Here is a 21748-nt window from a genome sequence, read left to right as displayed (position 1 = left end):
TCGCACGACCGGCTTCACGCGAGCTTGGATGTGGGCGCGACCCGCAGACCGCAAAGCACCGGTTTCGACGTGAAGTCGGCGGCGATCGCGCTCGCCACGCATGCGGCTTCTTCCGACGACGCCGTGCCGGCTAGCATGATGGAGCCGTCGACGACTTCGACTTCGATCTGGCAGTCTTCCAGGCCATGGGTGTACGCCAAAACGCACTTGATCGCCTCAATAGTCGAAATGTGATCCGCGACGGTCGCCGCGCTTGCGAAAGATTGAAAAAGCATCGGGTTGATCCTTATTGGACGACCACGGCTCGCCTTCGCGGCGAGCCGGTCGATCGCGGAATCTTACTTCAACGCATCCTTAACGGCGTCCTTGCCTTTACCGACGGTGCTCTGCACCTGGCCAGCGGCCTTGTCGACCTTGCCCTCCGCTTCAAGTTTCTCGTTGCCAGTGACCTTCCCAGCAACTTCCTTGATCGTGCCCTTAAGTTCCTTCGCGGCACCTTCGATACGGTTCTTATCCATAATGCGGCCTTTCCTTAGACAGTGTTTCGATCATTGACCCCGGGTATTTCGGCGTCATGAAGAAGGAGATAGAACCGCGATCGGAAGAAATTCAGAGCTGAAAGTACTAGTGCGATTGGTATCCCGTGACCTTTTTCGGAGGTGAGATCACTTTTTTCTCGGCCTTCGCTCGGACCGCTTCCGAGATTTTGGATCGGGTGCCGTGAAGCCGCGCTCCCGAGCCCAAATGACCGCGGCCGCCCGGCGGTTAACACCGATCTTCGCATAAAGGGAAGCGACGTGGTTTCGAATGGTATTTCTTGAGAGATGCAACGTTTCGCCCATTTCGGCATCGCTTTGCCCGCTACAGATCAGACCGAGAATTTCCCGCTCTCGTTCGCTGAGCTCCAGCAGCGCTTTCGTCGGAACCGTCGAACCCTGCTTGAGGGTCGCGAGGCGCTCTACAATGGAGCGGCTGAACCACGACGTATCGGCCATCACACTTTCGATCGCCTCGACGAGTTGAGCCTCGCTGCGCCGGCGTTCCGTCACATCCTGCAGTGCCCAGACCACGCACTGCTCGTCATTGATTTCGACCCGCTCGGCGGACACAAGACAGTCCGCGAAATCACCGTCCTTCTGTTTCAGCCGCATGGGTTCGTTTCGAACGAAGATGTTATCGCGCAGCTTCTGCTCCACGGCTCGTCTGGCGGCAATATCATCCCAAAGCCGGAGCTCGCCAGCAGTCCGGCCGACAACTTCCGTCAGCTTGTAACCCGAGATATCCAGGAAGGCGTCGTTTGCTTCGGTGAACACGAAGTCTTCGAGCCGTGAGATTGCAGCCGGGGCAGGCGACAGCCGAAACGACTTGGAGAACCGCTCTTCGCTTTGACGAAGTGCGTTCTGCGCCTTTCGCCTGGCATCGAGGTCGGCAAAGGTGAACAGCATACAAGGCTCTTCGACCACGGAAATAGGTTCACCGGCGACAATCACAAGCCGGTCGCCACCTTCGGGCAACGGAACCAAGGCTTCGCGGTGGCGTATCACCCGCCCCTCGTTCAGTTTAGACAGCGCATCTTCCGCGGTTTCGCAGTTTGAGAATAGACCGATGGCTTCCACGGTCCTGCCGATGACATCGTCCTTGGTGAAGCCCGTCATCTCCAGGAATCCCTCGTTGACCCGAATGAAACGCTGATCGTGGAGCCGACAAATCAGGCCGGGGGCAGGATTGGCATTGAACGATCGCTCGAACCGCTCCTCTGCTTCAAAACGCGGGGTCTCATCTCTGATGATCAGGGCCAGTGCGTCAGGCTTGTCGCCAGCGTCGGTGATGAACATCGTGCGAACGGTGTGCACCCAGACCATGTCAAGATCGGCCGCCGGCGATACCTCGACTGTCACATCGTCGATTGTTTCGCCAGCGAGAAGTCTCTCGATCGGATATTGGCCTTCCTCGAGAGGATGATTATTTCGATACCGCAAGGTGAACGCCCGACGATATCCTCTTGCGTCACCACCGAGTTCATCGGTGTTGCTAGCGCGATGCATTGCGATCGCCGCGGCGTTTGCCCAGGTTATCCGTCCACCCTGTTCAACAAGGATGATACCATCACTCAGGCCCCCGATCAGTTCTTGGAGGCTGCCCTTGTTGATTTTAGGCGGATCAGGATTATCGCTCATTTTGTCCCTCAACTGCATCGGCTGACCATTACGTTGCGTCCCGGCTGAGGATTTAAAGGGTGAATGATCGACGTTTTGTGGGATAATTCGAGAGTTCGCCTTGGCGGGGAGATTACGAGCTGTCCTGCAACGCGATTTTATTCTCTTAGCCTCCAAGTCGAATCGTGAGATCGGCGAGTCGATTTAACTTAGCCCCCTTCAACATGGGAGCTAGTGGTCGGTCGGGGCGCAGCAGGTCCAAACAAGCAATATAGGGCGTTTGGAACTAAGCGCGAGTGGGCACGCGGAGTGGTACGTGCTCATGGAAAGGTCGCCTCCGGGCGGAAGGAGGCGGACTGTAGCGGACCACGAGGATCCGCGCGCTCCGGCGGAGGGGAGGACGCGGAGCGCTTGCTGCTAGAGCTATCGCCTCTGTGAACGAGGGGAGGCGACGTTCAAAGGATAGTCGTGACCTGAAGGCGGGAATACCAGCCTGAATCGAATCGTCATCCGACGCACCACTCACCGCTGTGGCTTCCTCGACCAGTGTGCGAAAGTTCTCGCTCACTTCCGCGATCCGAACTTCAAGATCTTCGCGCTCTATGCCAGCGAGGACATGGGCAGCATCCTGGCCGACCGCAACTATCAGCACGACGCGCGTATCAGCGCCATCTTCGACCTGATCAAGAGGGCTTCCGAGTTGGCTTGACGGAGCAATCCTGTACGCTGAGTTAACATGCCTGGCGTAGCTTTCAGTTGGCATTAACCAGACTAATTTTCCATGGGTTAAACTGGCGCTGCTAAGGATCGGGCATTGCATTGGGGCCTTGGGCGATGACCAACCTTGTCTTGAAATTCTTGCGCGACAGATCAGGTAACTTTGGAATCATCACCGCGCTCATTGCCGCGCCGGTGATCGGAGCGGCTGGCGTGGCAATTGACTACTCACATGCATTGGAAATAAGGACAGAGCTACTGGCCGCGGCAGACGCCGCGGCAGTCGGCGCGGTATCTGAAAAGTCGGCGGCGGTAACACAAGCAATGACCATGACATCGGACGGCGCCATTGCTGTCGGCCAGTCAGACGCTCGCGACATCTTCTCCGGCCAGCTATCGCGGGAGGCGGCTTCTCTTCCAATCACCGTGAATACGTCGATCGTGAAAACGAGTAACAAAGTCATTTCCACGGTGAGCTTCAAGACATCCGTGCCGACCACGCTCATGCAAGTTCTCGGTCAGAAAAGCATCGACATGTCGGGCAGCGCGACTGGCGAGTATCTTACCGCCAGTTTCATGGATTTCTATATCTTGATCGACAACACGCCTTCCATGGGCGTAGGCGCTACAGCCGCCGACGTCGCCAAAATGCAGACCAACACAACTGACACATGTGCTTTTGCTTGTCACGACATCAACAGCGGATCAAAGAGCTACTATAACCTAGCCAAGACGCTCGGCGTCACCATGCGTATCGACACTGTCAGGCAGGCAACGCAGCAACTTACGACGACTGCGAAAACCAATCGTGTTCGAGCAACCAGTTCAGGATGGGTGTCTACACTTTCGGCACCAAGGCCGAAGACGCCAAGCTGACCACGATTTCGAGCCCGACATACGATTTGGATACAGTTAGGTCATACACGGATGCCGTGGACCTGATGACGATCCCATATCAGGGATACAACAGCGACCAAACCACGAGCTTTGACTCGGCCCTTACCCAGATGAACGCCATCATTGATACGGCGGGAACAGGGAGTACGGCCACGGATCCTCAAAAGATCCTATTTTTCGTGGCGGATGGGGTCGGCGATAGCTACAAGCCGTCAACCTGTACGAAAAAGACAACGAGCGGGCGTTGCCAGGAGCCGATCGATACTGCGTTCTGTGCCCCGCTCAAGGCTCGTGGAGTGAAGATCGCCGTGCTCTATACCACATACCTCCCACTTCCCAAAAACAATTGGTACAACACCTGGATCGCGCCATTTCAGGCGGAGATACCAACGAAAATGGCTGCGTGCGCGTCTCCTGGGCTTTACTTTGAGGTCACGCCAACCGATGGGATCGCGGATGCGATGAAGGCGCTGTTCTTGAAAGTCATCAGGACTCCGAGACTGACATCGTGACTTGGTGATCGATTGGACCCGACACCGGAGAAAATGGGTCGGTCAGCAAACGATTGCGCGAAGACTTTCATGGCACCCGAATAAACGGCGGTGTTTATTCCGATGTCCTCAAGCGAATATTTCGTCGAGTTAATTCGCCGGAAAACCTCAATAATCTTTCCCCTTGGAACGGAGCCCAGTCCGCGTACAGCCACAACAGGGGACAGCATACATCAGGCTTGTTGAAGATACAGAACGTACGAAGGTCGGAAAAGAATAGCCGCCAAAGGTTGCGGGCACGGGATCCTGCAACCAATACGCCTGCCGGCGAGGCTGTCCTGTCATGTCATGTCATGTCATGATAAGGGGGTCAGAACAAAATTCGCTTGCGAGACTGTGTAGGTTGAGCCCGGGAAAAGTATCCTTAGCCACGTCGTAGAGGAACAACATTTCTCATGGTCTTCGAGCCACCACGCCTCTCGCTCAAGATACTGCTTGCGAGACTTTGAATTGCTCGCAAAGTCTCGGTTTCCGACCATCCGGCACGAACAGCGTCCTCAAGCAATGCCCGGATAGCTGAATGGATGGCATCCTCGCAACGGACATGCCGATCGGGATCATCATCGGTCACGAACGGTGGGTCGATATTACGTCTGTTGTCTTTCAAAATCTATGTCCTGATCTTCTCGGTCGACTGGCCATACGCCATCTCGTGAGCCTAACGCTGGTAACTCGGCATCTGGCTACTGGCGTATGTGTTAGCCGAAATGCTTTCGTGGAGTGCCTGTGGGTCTTGCACCGCATCGACGATTGACTGTGAGTAGCTCGCGTAGCGCGAGTGGAATTGCTCATGGTCAAACATGAATACCCTATTCCTTGAATTGAGACGCGTATGGAGTTTTAGACACAACCTGAACCACGGGCGCGGCCTCAGGAATACGTTTCCGCTGGGTGCGGGACATTTCGACATCATTTAAGACCTCGCGATAGTCGAGCCGGTCAGTTACAGCATCGTTGCCGTCCTATCGCTATACGATGATTTGCTTTTCCGTAATCATACGTAAGTGTAGAGACCGTGGGTCTGGTTGAGCTCCTCAACCTCACAGGGGTTCTCGCTCGCCTTTCTCACACGTCTCGGGTGCCAAGCATTGTCCACCCAACCTCTCAGTTGGGCCACTGCTATGCTTCTGAAGGCAAATGCTCTGCCGCATTTCGAGTTTGAGACATGCGCTAAATTGGCAAGGTGCAGAGTGCGCCGCTTAGAAATGGCCAAGGAATCTACAATCGCTGAATCGGTGAAGCGTGTTGGATGAACCGTATTACATCGACGCGACGAGAACAGCATTTGTCTTATGTGGCGATGAGCTTTCAACGGAGAACACAGCATGAAGGGCTTTTTCATTGTCGCAGCGTCCCTGGCTGCACTCGCAACCTCCACCTCGGCGTTTGCCGCCGATGCGGTTGATCAAATTCCGAGCCCGCCGGTCGCTAGCGATACGGCGCCATTTTCCTGGGGCGGCTTTTACCTGGGTGCGCATACCGGTTACGATTGGGGTACCGGCAAGGTGGACGGATTGAGCTCTGATAGCTTCGACGGCTGGCGTTTGGGTGGCTTCACCGGCTACAACTGGCAGCTCTCGGACAGCTTTGTAGCCGGTGTGGAAGGCGATCTGAACTACGACTGGGCTGACAAGGACTACGGCAGCGGCGTTAAGCTAAAGGGTGGCTTTGGCGGCTCTGTCCGTGCGCGTGCAGGCTATGCTCTTGACCGCACTTTGATCTACGCAGCCGGTGGCTGGACAGCAACCAATGCCAAGCTGAAGACGCCGGTAGGCAACGACAGCGACACCTTAAACGGTTGGACGATTGGCGCAGGTGTCGACCATGCGTTCACAGACAAGATTTTTGGGCGCGTCGAATACCGATACAACGATTTCGGCCGGGGCGAGCTGTTCGGAACGAACGTCGATTTCAAACAGAATGTCATTCAGGTAGGCGTTGGCATGAAGTTCTGAGCTTTGGCTATTTGGCCTTGATTGATGAGCGTCCGCGCATCGCGCGGGCGCTTTTGTATGGCAGCTGGCCGCCTTTGCTTTGCCGCGAAAAATTGTAGGTAACGGGTGACAGTCTTGGCTGCGCGGCCTCGATCCAGTTGCCGGTCGCCATCAGCCTGACTTGTAACCATCATTGATGGTTTTCTGAGCGCTCGCCAAATGAGAGCCCCTCTTTTCAAGAAACGTGGAAATGATGCGCTAACTCCCAGGCCCCGGCTAAGTGGACCTGAAGCGAACTGTTCCAGCTCTTTCAGCGAGCTCCAGCGCTCAGCGGCAGAAAGGTCGGGGTCAATATCTCCAGCGCTCTAGGCATCGCCAACAGTTTCCCAAAACGAAGACGCGCCTGGTCCTTGGAGGACCAGGCGCGTTTAAAAATTCGAATCGCTCGGCAGGGGATTTGAGAGAACTTAAACGTTCTCGATCTGAAGTATCTTGGCGGTCGCAGCCCGGATTGATCGGCACGCATCCGCGTCAACCTTGAGGTCAATTCCGTAAGTTGGGATCATTCGCTTCAAAGCTGGAAGCCATTCTTCCTCAGTCAATTTCTCCGAGAAGCAGGTCTTGAGAACTTCGATAGCGATGAAGGCTGCTGTCGAAGCGCCGGGAGATGCCCCCAAGAGTGCCACGAGTGACTTATCCTTAGCTGGCACCAGCTCAGTGCCAAACTCGAGAACGCCGCCCCTCTTGCTGTCGGGCTTGATGATCTGAACACGTTGACCAGCGACAGCCTCCTTCCAGTCTCCACGTGACGCAGTGGGGAAGAACTGCTTCAGTGTCGAAAATTGGTGGGATGAACTTTGAACCACCTGGCCTACGAGGTACTCCGTCAGCGCGAAATTGTCCTTCGCAACATCGAGCAACGGCAAAATGTTGTCATGTGTGATGGAGTGGAAAAGGTCTGTCAGCGATCCGTGTTTGAGAAACTTCGACGAAAAGCCAGCATAGGGTCCGAAAAGGAGCGACTTGCGGCCGCCGATGATGCGAGTATCGAGGTGAGGCACCGACATAGGCGGAGAACCGCTAGCCGCCTTTCCGTAGACCTTAGCGTGGTGGCGAGCGCTCACCTCGTCAACATCACAGCGCAACCAGATTCCACTGACCGGAAACCCGCCATACCCACGGCCTTCCGGTATCTCTGACTTTTGCAGGAGATCGATAGAAGCGCCACCCGCGCCGATAAAAACAAACTTAGCGGAGACGGTTTCCTGAGAGCCGTCAATAGCGTCCTCTACCGTCACCCGCCAGCGACCAGAATCTTTACGATCGAGTGCGATCACCTTTCGATTGTAGCGGGCGGTAAAACCAGGCTGCTTGGAAAGCTGGGCCACGAGCAGGTGGGTGAGAGATCCGTAGTCAACGTCGGTCCCTGTTACGATTCGCGTCGCAGCCACTGGCTCTTCAGCGCGTCCTTCCATGATCAACGGCGCCCATTTCGCGATCTGAGCGGGATTTTCGGAGTACTCCATGCCATGGTAGCAGTGGTGAGCCGACATCTGCTTGTATCGCTCACGCAGGAAAGCGACGTTCGCCGCACCCCAAACAAAGCTCATGTGAGGGCAGGGATGCAGGAAGGCTCGCGGATCGGGAATGGAACCTTTCTCGACGAGGTAGGACCAGAGTTGCCTCGATATGTCGAACTCGGTGTTGACGTCGAGCGCCTTTGAGATGTCCACGCTGCCGTCCGGGCGCTGGGGCGTATAGTTCATCTCGCAGTTGGCCGCGTGACCCGTCCCTGCGTTGTTCCACGATTGGGAGCTTTCCTGACCACAGTCATTTAGAGTCTCAAACATGACTACAGAAAGAGACGGATCGAGCTCCTTTAAAACTGTGCCCAACGTTGCGCTCATGATGCCGGCACCGATGAGAACGATATCTGGAGAGTCTGTCATTTGGATCGACATAAGTTCGGCCCTTCTATGCGCTTATGGGATTCGGCGTGAAACGCAGGTCTACGTCGTCTTCGTAGACGACATAAGCGCGACGCCAGGGTTCTGATCCGATCAACCGCCACCTGTGGCCCGTGCCACTGTTGTCCTGGGCAATGAGTACATCGCCGGGCCTGATTGTAAACGTGGCACCCGATTTCGTTTCGAACTCTAACGTGCCAGAGAGCGTCAAGACAAACTGCGGTACTGGATCTTGGTGCCATTCGAACGCTCCGCCAGATGACGTTTCTCTGAACGAGATGCTCTTGGCAGCCACCTGCTTTCCAATGGAATCGCCGCGTTCGCCCGGTAGGAGATCAACGGTGCCTTCTTCAAACAACGAGTTGCCGTCAGCTCCGGTCCACATTCTTACGCATCTGATCATATCAAAATCCTTTCATATTAGGCGCCAGCCAAGCCGTCTCCGACCATGGCGAGGGGGGTGATCGTCTTATCAAAGAGGGCTGCATCGACGTGACCGGAGGCGAGCGCAGCTTCGCGAAGCGTGGTGCCGTCGGCGATCGCCTTCTCCGCAATGTGTGCCGCATTCTGATAGCCGATAATGGGTGATAGTGCGGTGACTAGCATCACGCTACCGTCCACGTAAGACTTGATCCGCTTGGTGTTGAGTTCGGTACCTTCAACGGAGAACTCGCGAAACTTCTCGCAGCCATCGGCAAGGATCCGCGCGGAATGGAGAAAATTGTTGATGATGACCGGCCGCATAGCATTCAGTTCAAAGTTGCCCTGACTGCCTGCGAACGAAACGGCTGTGTCGTTGCCCATCACCTGGATTGCGATCATGACCATTGCTTCGCACTGAGTCGGATTCACCTTACCAGGCATGATTGACGACCCTGGCTCGTTTGAAGGAAGCAGAAGCTCTGCAAAGCCGCAGCGCGGTCCAGAAGCTAGCCAGCGGATGTCATTTGCGATTTTCATCAACGCGACAGCCAGGTTGCGAAGTGCCGCATGTGCCCTGACCATGGCATCAAGTGAACCCTGCGCCGTGAATTTGTTAGGAGCCGTGACAAATGGCTTCCCGGTCAGTTCGGCAATCTTCTGTGCAACATCCTTGGAGAAGCCCTTTGGAGCATTAAGCCCGGTTCCCACGGCGGTTCCGCCTACAGCCAACTGGTAAAGACCGCTGCGGCTTTCCCTGATCGCTGCTACAGCATCGTGAATTTGACCGGCCCACCCATGCCATTCCTGACCAACGGTCAAGGGAACTGCGTCTTCGAGATGAGTACGGCCGATCTTGACGACATCCATCCAGGTATTTGCTTTACGCTCAATCGCGTCTGCCAGTTCCACCACTCGGGGGAGTAGGTAGTTGTCGATCGCCTCGATCGAGGCAATATGCATTGCCGTTGGGAAGGTGTCGTTCGACGACTGCCCCATGTTGACGTCATCGTTGGGACCGACGGGCTTCTGAGATCCAAGAGTGCCCCCAAGCAATTGGATCGCACGGTTCGAGATTACCTCGTTAACATTCATGTTGGACTGCGTACCAGAGCCCGTTTGCCAGACAAACAGCGGAAAGTGGTCATCAAGCTTACCGGCGATTGTCTCGTCGGCAGCGCGAATGATAGCATCTCGCTTCCATTCAGGCAGTCTACCCGCAGCCGCGTTAACGAGCGCACATGCCTTTTTTACATAGCCGTATGCGTGGTAGACGGCTTTTGGCATCCTGTCGTCACCGATGTCGAAGTGATGAAGGGAACGTTGGGTCTGCGCACCCCAGTAGCGGTCACCAGGTACGTCGACACTTCCCATGGAGTCGAATTCGCTACGCGTGCCTTGCGCTACGATCCCGATATCAAGATCAGTGATTGTCGGGTGGTTGGTGATTTCGTCAGGCATTGCTCCGATCCTTTGGTTCGAGTTTCAAGAGGTTTTGGTGAGATCCCGCGAGGGATAAGGTCACGCCAAGAGCGATTGCGATAGTTGTGACCGTTGTGGTGATCGCGAGCGCGATTGTGGTAGCGATCAGTGCATGAGAGGCTGCCGCACCCTCGGCCATAATCTGCAGTCCACCTATTCCTGCGCGAAAGCCGTAGGATCCCGGGATCAAGGCCACCACGCCTGGGAAAGCGAAGACTACCGCTGGTGACCGATAAGCGCTCGCGGCCGCTCTAGCGATTAGGCCCGCGGCAAAGGCGCCTATCAGTGAGCTAAGCGGTAGGTTTACGGCGACTTGCTCCAACGCCGAGCGGAGCCCGTGACCAGCGATCCCTGTCAGAATGCAGATGAATATCGCTCGAGGAGGAACATTGAACAGAAGCGCAAAGCCAAAGGCTGCCAATCCGGAAAAGACGAGGTCTTCTGTCAATGGCAGTGATCCGGGCCCGGTACCAATAGGAAGCTCGGCCCCAGTGAGCAAACCTACAGTGAAGAGCGCGAAACCAATCACCAAGACTGTGACGGTTCCAGTAACCAGCCGCGCGACCCCGTTCCCAGCATATCCACCGGATATGTCGCGTATGCCGTTTATCAATGGAACCCCTGGAACGAGGACCATCCCCGCAGCTGTAAGCGCCAGGACTGGTGAAGCATCGGGGTAAGCGCTCAGTGCACAAACTGCGGCAAGACCACTTAGTATTGCGATGATAAAAGTGCTGGCGAACTGGTTGCCAGAGATCTTCGGAACTTGACGCCGGAGCACCGCACTTATTGCGCCCGCAACCAGTGCTGCCATCACGACGGTCCAAGTGGCTCCGAACAGACGCGCCAGCGAAGCCGTGGTGATAGCCAGTCCAAGCACCACGGCGATTATCGGATATCGCCCGCCCGATGTCTCCAATGCATCAAGCCTTTGATCTGCTTCGAACGGCCCCAGGGTCCCCGCATGTATTTGGTCGATGATTGCTCGTAGCGCAGAGAGGTGACCCATGTTTACGGTCGGAGACGTGAGTTGGTGACCAACCTTTGTGCTGAAATGTTCGCTCGTACCCACCGTCGCAAGAATAGCATCAGATGTGACTAGGACATGGGCCTCTTGACCCAAATCGGAGGCCACGTTCACGACTGTATCCGCGACATGCCGAGAGTCCGCGCCATTCGAAAACATCAAGCGCCCAATCCTAACTGCGAGGTGTACAGCGCACTCTGGAGACACCGCTTGCTCGGTAAGGGTTTCAGACGCCATCGGAATGACTAACCATATCCGCGGCCTTCGATTGGCGCATCATTCGTTCAGTGATGTGAGGGGCCATCAGCAGTTTCCTTCGGTGACGTACCGTACAAAGCAACTCAGAAGGAAATTTAAGAGTAGGCTCGCTGACACGTAACCAAGCTTTGGTCTAGGTTAGTCGATACCTTGGGATGTTACGGCCTCCGGCCAACGGGGGTTAAATGCCCCGCCACGCGGAGCAATCTTGATCAATTTAGAGCGTGAACGGCACGAGCAGCCTGCGTGACCTGAACCATGGTACAGATGCGTTTAGAATGAACGCCGTTGTAGAGTCGGGTGTCCAACAGATCTGAGGCGAAACCTGTGTCACACCTCTCACACTCTACTCCCACGCGGGCCACCACCAACCTGGGAACATCGATCGATGGGATCGCATCATTGGCTGTCGCCAAACGTCATATGCTAGTGCTACAGCTATCTGAGAGCTTGAACGAATTGTCGAGGATCGCTCGGGAAGTCGGAAACCAAAGTCTCGAGACCACGTTATGCGACCTGTCAGTCTCTTTCAGAAGAGCATCGAGGGAGATTGCCGAGGCCAGTTGTGGGCCGTTAGTGATCGAGCGTTTGTCGCACTCCGTGGAACGGATCGCAGAAAATCTTTCGGCAGGCTCTGACAAGACCGAGACGTTGAGTTCCAATTCCAAGACCTAAGTATAGTTACGGAACTCGCACTCCAGAGGTAGCTTTGCCTCGTTACCTCGATCGCTCCCCCCGACGAGGTCGCGTAGCGCTCAGCTACCGGGTCCCTGAACCCCTCATCTCGGACCTAACTGCGGAGATGGTATCCGCGGAGGCCGCCTTCCCCCTCCCAGAAGGCGGCCTCATTCTTTTTCCACAAGGCGGCGTCTGAGGACTTCGTATGGGAGAGCCGAGATGGAAACCTACACTTATGTATAGGTCCAGTAGACATAGAGAACCGGTAACCTTGTGATAAGGGCAGGAGCGATTCAGGTGCAAGGTGCGGAAATGAGGCTGGCAAGGCATGGGGCGAGGCGCCACGACGTCTTTTTTGGTGGTGCAGCAGTTGCAATGGCGGCCGCGGTTTTCGCGATCGACACTCTGACATCAATTGAGGGAGCGATTGCGGTACTTTATGTAATTTCGCTTCTGCTTGCCGCAGAGGCGATAGACCGCACGGGACTGAAGATCCTCACGGTGATTTTCATCGGACTGTCGCTGCTTTCGTTTCTCTTCACTCATGGCCCAGAGCCTGATTTACAAACCTTCCTGCGTCTGAGCGTGGCAGTAGCGGCATTGTGCGTCACGACGGCACTTCTCCTGCGTACAGACCGCGCTCGCACCGAGTTGCTCGGAATGAATACGGCTTTACGCGAGAGTGAAGCTCGCTACAGATCCATATTTGACCGGGCCCGTGTTGCCCTTTGGGAACGCGATTACTCGAAGCTTCGTGACTTCCTGGCAGGACTGAAGCATGCAGGTGTGAGCGACGTCACGGCTCACTCGCAGACAGATCCCGAATTTGTCTCAACATGCATGGACCTGATTAAAGTCGTGGCAGCGAACGAGGCTGCAATTGAACTGCTTGGGACGTCGACGCCCCCTGACGAAGGAGGCGTTACGCACCAGTATATTCCGGCCGACAGTAAGGCTTTTCTGTCCATCCTTCAGGCTATTATGGATGGCGCCGCGTACTTCGAGGACAATGCCGAGATAATCAACCGGAATGGAGAGCGAAAGGCGGTTCTCCTCAGTATCAGCTTCCCTGACGACCCTTCGGCTTTCAATCGAGTTGTGGTCAGCATGATAGACGTTACACAACGCGAAGAGGCGCGAAAAGCCCTGACAGAAGCGCAGGCCGAGTTGGCTCGTGCCTCCAAGGCGGCTACTATCGGTGTGTTGTCGGCATCATTAGCTCATGATCTCAATCAGCCCTTGGGTGCTATTGGGGTTAATTGTCAAACGCTGGTTCGATGGTTAGACCGCGATCCGCCTGACATCGAAGCTGCCAAGAGATCGGCTGAGCGAATCTTGCGAGACAGCGGCAGGGCCAGCGACATATTTAAGAGCACCCGTTTGTCGATGTCAGCTGCATCGAAAGATAAAGAGAAGTTCGACCTCGGTGAACTGATTGGTGATACGCTGGCCTTGATGGAGCATGACCTTCAGCGAGAGCGGACTACGGTAAAGGTCATTCAGAACGACCGAATCCAATTGGTAGGTGTCAAACTTGAATTGCAGCAAGTGCTCATCAACCTGATTGCAAACGCAGCCCAGGCTATAGCGCATTCTAATCCTGCACTGAGGCTTGTGACGATTTCGGTGGATGGGCCGATCGAGGCTGATTACATCTCCATCGCAATTCGGGATACAGGCGACGGACTTGTAGGGGAGACGCAGCGAAAGCTCTTCACTCCGTTCTTCACGACGAAAGAGAACGGTATGGGTATCGGTCTAGCAATCTGCAGAAGTTCCATTGAGGCGCGTGGAGGCTCACTTGAGGGCTCCAATCACCCTGATGGTGGCGCCGTGTTCGAGATTAAGTTGCCTAAGGAGCCGGTTAATGCGTGAGCAGAAAAATGCCAAGCGAACGTCTGATCGACCAGTTATCTACATCGTGGACGATGATATTTCGATCCGTGAGGCCTTGTTGGATCTCTTCTCATCAATGCAATTTGAAGCTGAAGCGTTTGGCAGCCCCAATGAGTTTGTTGCCCAGGCGGATTTGACGAGGGCGGGCTGCATCGTACTCGATGTAAGGCTGCCAGGTGTGAGCGGTATTGAGTTCCAGACGCAGCTCGAACGTGCGGGAAATCAGTTGCCGATCGTGTTCATGACCGGGCACGGCGATATATCGATGGGTGTCCAAGCGATGAAAGCAGGTGCTGTAGACTTCCTTACTAAGCCATTCCGCGAACAGGATCTACTTGACGCTGTATCGACGGCCATAAGCAGAGATTGCGTTCGCCGCCAGGAGCTTCAGCGCCATCAGGAGGTTATGGGCCGGTTTGAAACGCTTACCCAGAGAGAGCGGGAGGTGCTTGAAGACGTGGTGGCTGGTTTGATGAATAAGCAGATCGCGTTCAAGCTGGGAATTAGCGAGATCACTGTTAAGCTGCACCGTGGCAACGTCATGCGTAAAATGGAGGCCAAATCAATCGCTGACCTAGTGCGCATGGTCGAGCAAGCCAATGAACTCCTGAACCGCAAATCACAACCCGTTATCGGGCGCGTTGCTTGATATATCGTGAATTACCTATGAAAGTTGCAATACCGTGTTGAAATCCACTCTAATAGCCATTGTCGATGATGATCTGGCAATCCGCGAAGCCTTGGACGATCTCATCAAATCTCTGGGCTATGAGAGTCGTGTGTTCGCGTCCGCTGAGGAGTTCCTTGAGTTTCGGCCCAGGGCTTCGATCGATTGCATGGTCGTAGATGTGAAGATGCCTGGACTTAGCGGGATTGAACTGCAGAGACGACTGATCGTTGAAGCAGATTGCCCTCCGATGATATTCATGACGTCGTATCATGATGAACACATGCGAACGGCCGCTATGGAAGCAGGGGCGTTGGCGTTTCTTGGGAAACCGGTTGATCTGCAAAAGCTCATCCAGTGCGTCGAGGAGGCTGTGTCCACCTGACACGCTCTCGTATCATCTGAAGGCAAAGCTTCAGGCGAAGTTCCGTGCTTCAATGCCTGACCAGAAATCCCTCGGCCGCTTCCATCTAATTCTCTGCTACAGAGCGATCTCAGCCGCCGGTCACACTCATGTGGCGTGCAACGCTAGGCCGATTGTGGTTCCGATCTATAATGAAGTCATGGCCTTTAGGCTTTCGACGTATAGCCTCATCGATCGCGGCATGTAGCTCCCTGTCGTCATTACCATCCCGCATCACGGAACGTAGGTCCGCGGCATCGTCCTGACCCAGGCACATGTAAAGCGTACCGGTGCAGGTCAGGCGCACACGGTTACAACTCTCGCAGAAGTTATGGGTCATCGGCGTGATGAACCCAAGTCGACCGCCTGTTTCAGCGACTTGCACATAACGAGAAGGGCCTCCGGTTCGGAAACTAAGGTCCAGCAAGGTGAATTGTTGTTCAAGCTGGGCCCGCAGATGCGAGAGTGGCAGATATCGATCCGTACGATCCTCCTCGATTTTTCCCATCGGCATAGTCTCAATTACTGTGACATCCATGCCTCTTCCGTGGGCAAACCGAATTATAGATGGCATCTCAACGTCGTTAAAGCCTTTCAGGGCGACGGTATTCAGCTTCACCGCGAGGCCTGCTTTCTGAGCAGCGTCGATGCCGTCCATAACCTTTGAGAAGTCGCCCCAGCGGGTGATCTCGCGAAACTTCTGGGGATCGAGAGTGTCGAGTGAGACATTTATGCGGCGTACACCACAGTCGGCGAGCTCATCGGCAAATCGAGCCAACTGCGAGCCGTTTGTGGTCAACGTCAGTTCATCTAGACCATGACCGATCTGCCTTCCCAGATTCCTTACTAGTTGCATGATGTTTTTGCGGACCAACGGTTCGCCGCCGGTCAGACGCAACTTTCGGACACCCTTCGATATAAATGCGGAGCATAAGCGCTCAAGCTCGTCGAGAGTAAGAAGATCCGCTTTTTTCAGGAATGTCATGTTTTCTGACATGCAGTAGGTGCAACGAAAGTCGCAACGGTCGGTGACCGAGACACGGAGATAAGTAATAGACCTTCCAAATGGATCGGCCAAGCCCAGATTCGGGGTTGCCGGGCCAACATTCGTTAGAGTTGCCGCCTTTAACATTGCGCAATCCTTCCCATTTCAGCAGAGAGATGCCGCGCGGACACCGGGGCGGCAACCATACTTAGGTATAGGAATAGCTGCGTCGGGAGTGCTCCTGCTGGTGTTTAGCCTCCGAGGTTGGGCGCGAATGCTCCCACACCGGAGGATTGCCAATTGAAGTAACGAGGGCCTCAGAGAATGCGTGAACGCGAGCGCTTGCTGCGGTAATGCTCTCAGTAGAAAAATTCCCTCCGGATCGTCGTTCCAACGTTCGAGGTCGGGGAGGAGCCGGACCAACTTGCCGTGATTGATAAGCGGCCCAACAACCCGGCTCGGGAGGAATGCTATCCCCATATCAGCTAACGCGGCGCTTTGTAGGGCCTCAAAGTCATCCGTGCGGAAGGTGACAGCGCTGCTACCCTTTGCACCGGCTCTTGTGCCAAGGACATCCCTCCAGCCAAGGAGGGCGTCGCCATGAAGTTTTTCAATCAGTCTGTGTGAGGATAGATCGTCGACTGACCTTGGCAGGCCCTCATTGCTAACATAGCGTTGACTTGCCACGAGATGACGATGATACGGCGCCAATTTTGTGCCAATTAGCGTGCTGTTCGGTAACGCACCCATCCGGATGACCAAGTCCAGACGTTCAAGCACCGGATCGGAAAGCCTTTCCGCGAGCTCCAACTCGAGTTTTAGGGCAGGGTGCTGGGCTTGAAGTGACGCGAGGAGTGGCAGGACATAGCGCTTCCCGAAAGGTTGGCAGGCACCCGATCCGCAGCGTCCCTGATACAGACCCACCGAAAGCGGAAACCTCGGCGTGGGTATCCGCGAGGTCATCACGGAGACGCAGGGCCCGCTCGTGAAGTCTCTCTCCGGCGTCCGTTAGTGTGAGGGCGCGAGTTGACCTGATGAGGAGTGCGAGACCAAGATCCGCCTCTAGAGTGTCGATCTGTCGAACGACCGCCGATGGGGTAATTGCTCGCTTCCGGGCAGCCCCTGAAAAGCTTCCTGCCTGCACCACGTCAATGAAGGTCGATAGAAAATCAGCTTTCATCTTTGACCTCAACGCAAAGCAGTTTCCGATATTTTCTGTCTTATCCCGGGCGACTACCTCATGCAATTATCAGGTAACGCTCGCTGCAAACGGCAATGCAATCGCATCGCCGATTGAGTGACGAGTGGACGTACCCTTACCGGTCCTGCCTCCGCGAACCTAAACCAATGGATAGATTTTGGCACTCCAGGTCTGATTGAGCCATCGGCGCGGTAGTGCCAATTTCGGCTCAGAGCAGATGCCCGGTTTGCTCAGCACGACCAACTCCAATGCGTCACCACGGTGCCACTCGGCACGCGATGAATAGATGCCGAATACCGAAAGGAAACGATCATGAAAGTAATCACCGACAAGCTGCTTTCCCTGTCAGCCTACTCGCATGAGATCGACGTCCCGCTCGATCAGATTGATATCGCAGATTGGCTCTTCAATCTCCCGGAAGCTGAGTACCAGCGTTGCTGCGCTCCCGATCACGTTGCATGCGGTGCGACTTTCACTGACGACGGCCGCAGGATGTCCATCAACGTCGAAAAGATCGGCACGGGCTTGGTCATTCAACACTACGTCGCCGACGAAGCTACTCCCTCGTATTGCCGGATGAATTCGATCTCCGACGTCTTCACTCCGACCGGAGAGCGCACTCAGGTCAACGTGATTTGGGAACTGATTGCCGAATCTATCGAGGGCAACCGCACCCGCTACACCAACAAGGTCACTTGCCACCCGACTGATGCATTCATGGCTTTCATTGAAAAGCATGGTCAGTCGTTTGAAGATGCAGCTGCCGCTCGCCAGGCTGCAGGTGGTGACCACAATCATCGCGAAACGCCGTTCTTCGCGGAAAGCATTGCTCGCAAGGCTCGTGCTAAGGTAGCAGCCAAGTGAAGGCGATCACCTATGATCAGTTCGGCAAGGCGGATGTTCTCCGCCTTGCCGACGTTCCACGTCCCGAACCTCGGCCTGGCGACCTTCTGGTGAGCGTGAAAGCACTTGGCGTCAACCGCGCCGACCTGCTTCAGCGCGAGGGTTACTACGGTACGCAAAACTATGGCGAGAGCCCGCTACTCGGTTTGGAGCTTGCTGGCGAAGTGGTCGAAGTGGGTTCGGATGTCGAAGACATTGTTCCTGGCGAACGTGTGATGGCGATTGTCGGCGGTGGCGCCTATGCCGAATATGCTCGGGTCGATCGAAGCATGGCGGTCAAAATTCCGGCCGATCTTAGTTACGTGGAAGCCGCTGCTGTCATGGAGTCTTTCGTAACCGCCTGGGAAGCCTTGGTTCACCTGGGGCAGATCAAATTGGGGGCCGTCGTTTTGATCCATGCTGCAGCAGGCGGGATCGGATCGGCGGCAGTCCAAATCGGTCACGCTTTGGGTGCTCGCGTGCTTGCGACTGCTTCAGCCGCGCGTCGAAGCGAAGTTCAGGCCCTTGGTGCAGACAGGGTTTTCGACTACATCGCCGAGGATTTCGAAGCAGGTGCCAAGGACGCAACCAACGGTCACGGCGTGGATGTCATTGTCGACTTTGTTGGCGGTGACTACTTCGTCCGAAATCTTCGCAGTCTCAAGCCGGGAGGCAGGCTTGTCCAAGTCGGTCTGCTTAGCGGCGAAGAGAACGTGCAGGTTCCTTTGAGTCTCGTGCTTCACAATCATTTGCGAATTATCGGGACTGTAATGAAGTCGCGCAATGCCGAGGAGAAGCGAGCCATGGTTCGTCGCTTTGCTGAGAATGGCCTGCCGCTGTTTGCTGAAGGGCGGCTTCGTCCCATCGTCGGGCAGATCTTCCCACTGCCGGGTGCCGCGGAAGCGCACAAGTATATGGAGACCGGCGGTGGCTTCGGAAAGATCGTTCTCACAGTGGACGATGATCTCGAACTCTAGAGCCAAGGAGGGCAACAGGAATGCTGCCCTTCTAGATCTACGATTTGGCCAGAAACCAGGTCGCCAATCAAACCTCTGCCAATAGCCCTTTACCACATGCCTTCGAGAAGGAGCCCAGCGTGACCAACAATCAGGATTACGCCGTGAGATACGTTCAGCCAGTCAACGATATATTGGTCGATCGCTATGGAACAGATCACGGGCTGACCTCCTCTCAGAGTTCCATCATCAATCATATCATGATGCACCGAACTATTCGTGACTTCACGCACGAAGAGGTACTGGAGAGCGATATCACCGCAGCCATCGCGGCAGCTCAATCGGCGGCAACGTCGTCGCATCTTCAGAGCTGGAGCGTTATCAGAATTAGCGACCGCCAGCACAAGAGCGCTGTAAACAGACTTTGTGGCAATCAGGGACAGATCGATACCGCACCCTTGATGCTTGTGTGGCTAGCGGATCAGAGCCGCAACTTTGCGATCTCTGAAGAGAAGGGAACGTCCAACGATGCCTTCGATTACTTTGAGACAAGCATGCTAGGCATCATTGACGCCAGCATGGCCGCACAAAATGCTGCCCTGGCGTTCGAGGCCCTTGGCTACGGTACATGCTTCATCGGCGCCGTAAGAAACAATGCAGAAAAGCTGGCTTCGCTACTGAAGCTCCCCGATCGATGCATTCCGGTCGCAGGTTTGGTGATCGGTCGACCCGCGCTCCGAAACAATACCGACATCAAGCCACGTCTGCCCCAACGAGTCGTTGTGCACGAAGAAACCTACCGGATCGCTCAACGTGACGAGATTTCTGCTTACGACCAGGTGATGAAGCATTTCCAAAGCAAGCAGTGGATGGCTTCGGTCAATTGGTCGAGCAAGGTCGCTGTGCGCTTGAGTACGAAAGCCTCATTGGACGGGAGAGATCGTTACATGACGTTCATGCGATCTGCAAATGCGGGCGTTTTATAAACATTTACGGTTTGGCGAGCCAGCGAACATGCGAGTGAAGGCGGGATGTCGATAGAGCTCGAATATGAATTCCTGGTCGGTCTCTTGCTTGCCGTTGTTGTCCTGGAATTGGCGGCACAGCGCCTCAGATTGCCGCCAGCCGCAGCTTTGATTGTAGGAGGCGCGGCTCTTGCGTTCGTTCCCGGCATTCCTGCGGTCACAATTGACCCCAACCTGATCCTCGTTATCTTCCTTCCTCCACTGCTGCTTAGCAGTGCGTACAGGACAGTTTGGCTAGATTTCAAACAATATTTCGCAGCGATTTCGTCTCTCGCCATAGGGGCGGTGGTCTTCACAACGGTCTCGGTTGGTTATGTTGTCCACTGGCTTCGACCCGACCTACCGTGGTCTGCCGCGTTCGCGCTAGGAGCTGTCGTCTCACCACCAGACGCCGTCGCTGCCAAGGCGGTGTTGGAAAAACTTCGACTACCTAACCGACTCACAGCAGTGTTGACGGGCGAGAGCTTGGTCAACGATGCCAGCGGACTTGTGCTATTTCACTTTGCGCTGGCCTCGGCCTTAAGCGGCTCTTTCTATCCCGCAAGTGCTGTTGGCTCTTTCCTCCTCGTATCGGTGGGAGGTGTGGCCGTGGGGTTTTGCATCGGTTGGATCTCGATGCGTCTGCTACGCCGGTTTGGTAACAGCGATCTCGTGGTCACGGGCACGATACTCCTTGCGGCGGTCTCCTATATGGTTTCGAGTGCCATGGGGTTCTCCGGTGTTTTGGCGACGGTGACTACCGGCCTCATGCTAGGCTGGCAACAGCATGAGATATTTTCGGCAACGACGCGCATTAAGGCCCAGGCTTTTTGGTCGATATTTGTCTTTCTGATAGAGTCGCTGCTATTCATTCTCGTTGGTCTATCTCTGAGAGAGGCGCTCGATCGGTTTGAGAGCCTTGGGGAAGGTGTCCGCAGTCTTGCCATGCCCGTGGCATGCGTCGTGTTGACTGTGATATGCGCACGCTTCCTGTGGCTCTTCGCCTCAGATTTGCTCTGGACTGCGCTGGTCAGGGTCGGTATCAAGCCGCGAAATCCTCCATCAATTCCAATCACAGTTATAGCTAGCTGGGCTGGGATGCGCGGTGTAGTGACGTTGGCTGCCGCACTCTCGCTCCCCGTTGGATTTCCAGGGCGCGACTTGGTTCTCGCTTCAGCGTTCGGAGTGATCTTAGTCACGGTACTCGTGCAGGGCACAACGTTGCCGCTTTTGATAAAGCTATTCCCTTCGATCTCTTTACAAAGCAACTCTCAGCTATCGAGAGAAGAGGCGACGGCAAGAAAAAAGATAGCCGATATTCAAATCCAAACGATGCAGCAGCATCCCGTGCGAAATCGACGTTCTGGAGGCATCGATGAGAACCTGTTTAGCGTCAACACGGCGCCACGCGTCGGTATTCAGACCGATTCTCTCCGCCCGCTTACAGTTGAGCATTTTGAAGCGGTCTTGGCCGCGATTAGGGTAGGGCGCTCGGAAGTTCTTCGCATGTACCGTTCGGGCCATCTTTCAGACCGCGCAATGAAAGATATAGAACAAGACCTGGATCTCAAAGAAATCGTTGCTGAGCGAAGATTGCGCGAAGGGAATCCGACTTGACAGGATGTGGTCAAATTTGCCGTCCGGCCCCTCTTTGGAGCTGCAAGGTG

General features: G+C 55.2%; 18 protein-coding genes and 1 pseudogene. 9 read left to right on the top strand and 10 right to left on the bottom strand.

What is annotated here, in order from left to right; genetic code table 11:
- Window positions 1-14: 14 nt before the first annotated feature.
- From ACVTFQ_RS28120 to ACVTFQ_RS28110, 3 genes are all read right to left on the bottom strand, one after another.
- Complete coding sequence (locus tag ACVTFQ_RS28120) at window positions 15-275, bottom strand: hypothetical protein (RefSeq protein ID WP_111565436.1); 261 nt, start codon at window positions 273-275, stop codon at window positions 15-17.
- Between the two features lie 63 nt (window positions 276-338).
- Window positions 339-518 (bottom strand): CsbD family protein, encoded by a 180-nt coding sequence (locus ACVTFQ_RS28115; protein WP_111565435.1) that lies wholly within the window; start codon window positions 516-518, stop codon window positions 339-341.
- Between the two features lie 147 nt (window positions 519-665).
- Window positions 666-2177 carry a PAS domain S-box protein gene (locus tag ACVTFQ_RS28110; protein ID WP_470424321.1) on the bottom strand — a complete coding sequence of 504 codons (1512 nt, stop codon included), beginning with the start codon at window positions 2175-2177 and terminating at the stop codon, window positions 666-668.
- Between the two features lie 813 nt (window positions 2178-2990).
- On the opposite strand from ACVTFQ_RS28110, the pseudogene ACVTFQ_RS28105 reads away from it, so the two are divergent.
- Window positions 2991-4282 (top strand): annotated as a pseudogene (locus tag ACVTFQ_RS28105) (TadE/TadG family type IV pilus assembly protein).
- Between the two features lie 1364 nt (window positions 4283-5646).
- Window positions 5647-6276 carry an outer membrane protein gene (locus tag ACVTFQ_RS28100; protein ID WP_470424320.1) on the top strand — a complete coding sequence of 210 codons (630 nt, stop codon included), beginning with the start codon at window positions 5647-5649 and terminating at the stop codon, window positions 6274-6276.
- Window positions 6277-6722: 446 nt separating this feature from the next.
- Here the strand turns inward: ACVTFQ_RS28100 and mqo are convergent, their stop codons facing one another.
- From mqo to ACVTFQ_RS28080, 4 genes are read right to left on the bottom strand one after another with little or no spacing between them, the layout of a single operon-like run.
- Window positions 6723-8216 carry a malate dehydrogenase (quinone) gene (gene mqo, locus ACVTFQ_RS28095; protein ID WP_112989101.1) on the bottom strand — a complete coding sequence of 498 codons (1494 nt, stop codon included), beginning with the start codon at window positions 8214-8216 and terminating at the stop codon, window positions 6723-6725.
- A 13-nt stretch (window positions 8217-8229) separates the two neighbouring features.
- Window positions 8230-8607 carry a cupin domain-containing protein gene (locus ACVTFQ_RS28090; RefSeq protein WP_112949889.1) on the bottom strand — a complete coding sequence of 126 codons (378 nt, stop codon included), beginning with the start codon at window positions 8605-8607 and terminating at the stop codon, window positions 8230-8232.
- Between the two features lie 35 nt (window positions 8608-8642).
- Window positions 8643-10103 (bottom strand): class II fumarate hydratase, encoded by a 1461-nt coding sequence (gene fumC / locus ACVTFQ_RS28085; protein ID WP_112949890.1) that lies wholly within the window; start codon window positions 10101-10103, stop codon window positions 8643-8645.
- Window positions 10096-11388, bottom strand: a complete 1293-nt coding sequence (locus ACVTFQ_RS28080; RefSeq protein ID WP_112949891.1) for a threonine/serine exporter family protein — start codon at window positions 11386-11388, stop codon at window positions 10096-10098. Before ACVTFQ_RS28080 ends, fumC begins: the two co-directional genes overlap by 8 nt.
- Before the next feature lie 996 nt (window positions 11389-12384).
- Here ACVTFQ_RS28080 and ACVTFQ_RS28075 point away from each other — a divergent pair.
- Genes ACVTFQ_RS28075 through ACVTFQ_RS28065 form a run of 3 tightly spaced genes read left to right on the top strand, consistent with a single transcriptional unit; the run spans window position 12385 to window position 15035 of the window.
- Window positions 12385-13962: a PAS domain-containing sensor histidine kinase gene (locus ACVTFQ_RS28075; protein ID WP_470424319.1), complete on the top strand. Its 1578-nt coding sequence runs from the start codon at window positions 12385-12387 to the stop codon at window positions 13960-13962.
- The gene (locus ACVTFQ_RS28070; protein ID WP_112949893.1) at window positions 13955-14632 is read left to right on the top strand and encodes a response regulator transcription factor; all 678 of its coding nucleotides are present in this window, start codon (window positions 13955-13957) and stop codon (window positions 14630-14632) included. The genes ACVTFQ_RS28075 and ACVTFQ_RS28070 overlap by 8 nt, the downstream gene beginning before the upstream one ends.
- A 34-nt stretch (window positions 14633-14666) precedes the next feature.
- Entirely contained in the window at window positions 14667-15035 is a 369-nt protein-coding gene (locus tag ACVTFQ_RS28065; protein ID WP_112949894.1) for a response regulator transcription factor, read from the top strand.
- A 109-nt stretch (window positions 15036-15144) separates the two neighbouring features.
- On the opposite strand, the gene moaA is transcribed toward ACVTFQ_RS28065, so the two are convergent.
- Genes moaA through ACVTFQ_RS28050 form a run of 3 tightly spaced genes read right to left on the bottom strand, consistent with a single transcriptional unit; the run spans window position 15145 to window position 17218 of the window.
- On the bottom strand, window positions 15145-16185 hold the full coding sequence (moaA, locus tag ACVTFQ_RS28060; RefSeq protein WP_112980951.1) for a GTP 3',8-cyclase MoaA: 1041 nt from the start codon (window positions 16183-16185) through the stop codon (window positions 15145-15147).
- An 18-nt stretch (window positions 16186-16203) separates the two neighbouring features.
- The gene (locus ACVTFQ_RS28055) at window positions 16204-16899 is read right to left on the bottom strand and encodes a substrate binding domain-containing protein (RefSeq protein ID WP_470424624.1); all 696 of its coding nucleotides are present in this window, start codon (window positions 16897-16899) and stop codon (window positions 16204-16206) included.
- Complete coding sequence (locus ACVTFQ_RS28050; protein WP_470424318.1) at window positions 16811-17218, bottom strand: LysR family transcriptional regulator; 408 nt, start codon at window positions 17216-17218, stop codon at window positions 16811-16813. The genes ACVTFQ_RS28055 and ACVTFQ_RS28050 overlap by 89 nt, the downstream gene beginning before the upstream one ends.
- A gap of 333 nt (window positions 17219-17551) precedes the next feature.
- On the opposite strand from ACVTFQ_RS28050, the gene ACVTFQ_RS28045 reads away from it, so the two are divergent.
- The 4 genes from ACVTFQ_RS28045 to ACVTFQ_RS28030 all read left to right on the top strand — a co-directional run bounded on the left by ACVTFQ_RS28045 (window position 17552) and on the right by ACVTFQ_RS28030 (window position 21698).
- Window positions 17552-18103, top strand: a complete 552-nt coding sequence (locus ACVTFQ_RS28045; RefSeq protein WP_112949896.1) for a hypothetical protein — start codon at window positions 17552-17554, stop codon at window positions 18101-18103.
- Window positions 18100-19098, top strand: coding sequence for an NAD(P)H-quinone oxidoreductase (locus tag ACVTFQ_RS28040; protein ID WP_112949897.1), 999 nt, complete (start codon window positions 18100-18102; stop codon window positions 19096-19098). The genes ACVTFQ_RS28045 and ACVTFQ_RS28040 overlap by 4 nt, the downstream gene beginning before the upstream one ends.
- A 119-nt stretch (window positions 19099-19217) precedes the next feature.
- Window positions 19218-20063 carry a nitroreductase family protein gene (locus ACVTFQ_RS28035; RefSeq protein WP_470424317.1) on the top strand — a complete coding sequence of 282 codons (846 nt, stop codon included), beginning with the start codon at window positions 19218-19220 and terminating at the stop codon, window positions 20061-20063.
- Between the two features lie 45 nt (window positions 20064-20108).
- Entirely contained in the window at window positions 20109-21698 is a 1590-nt protein-coding gene (locus ACVTFQ_RS28030; RefSeq protein WP_112949899.1) for a Na+/H+ antiporter, read from the top strand.
- Window positions 21699-21748 lie beyond the last annotated feature (50 nt).

This window comes from Rhizobium sp. O111 (genome assembly GCF_055616315.1).
The sequence above is the reverse complement of the archived record's forward strand: the minus strand, read 5'-3'. Positions and strand labels throughout refer to the sequence as shown.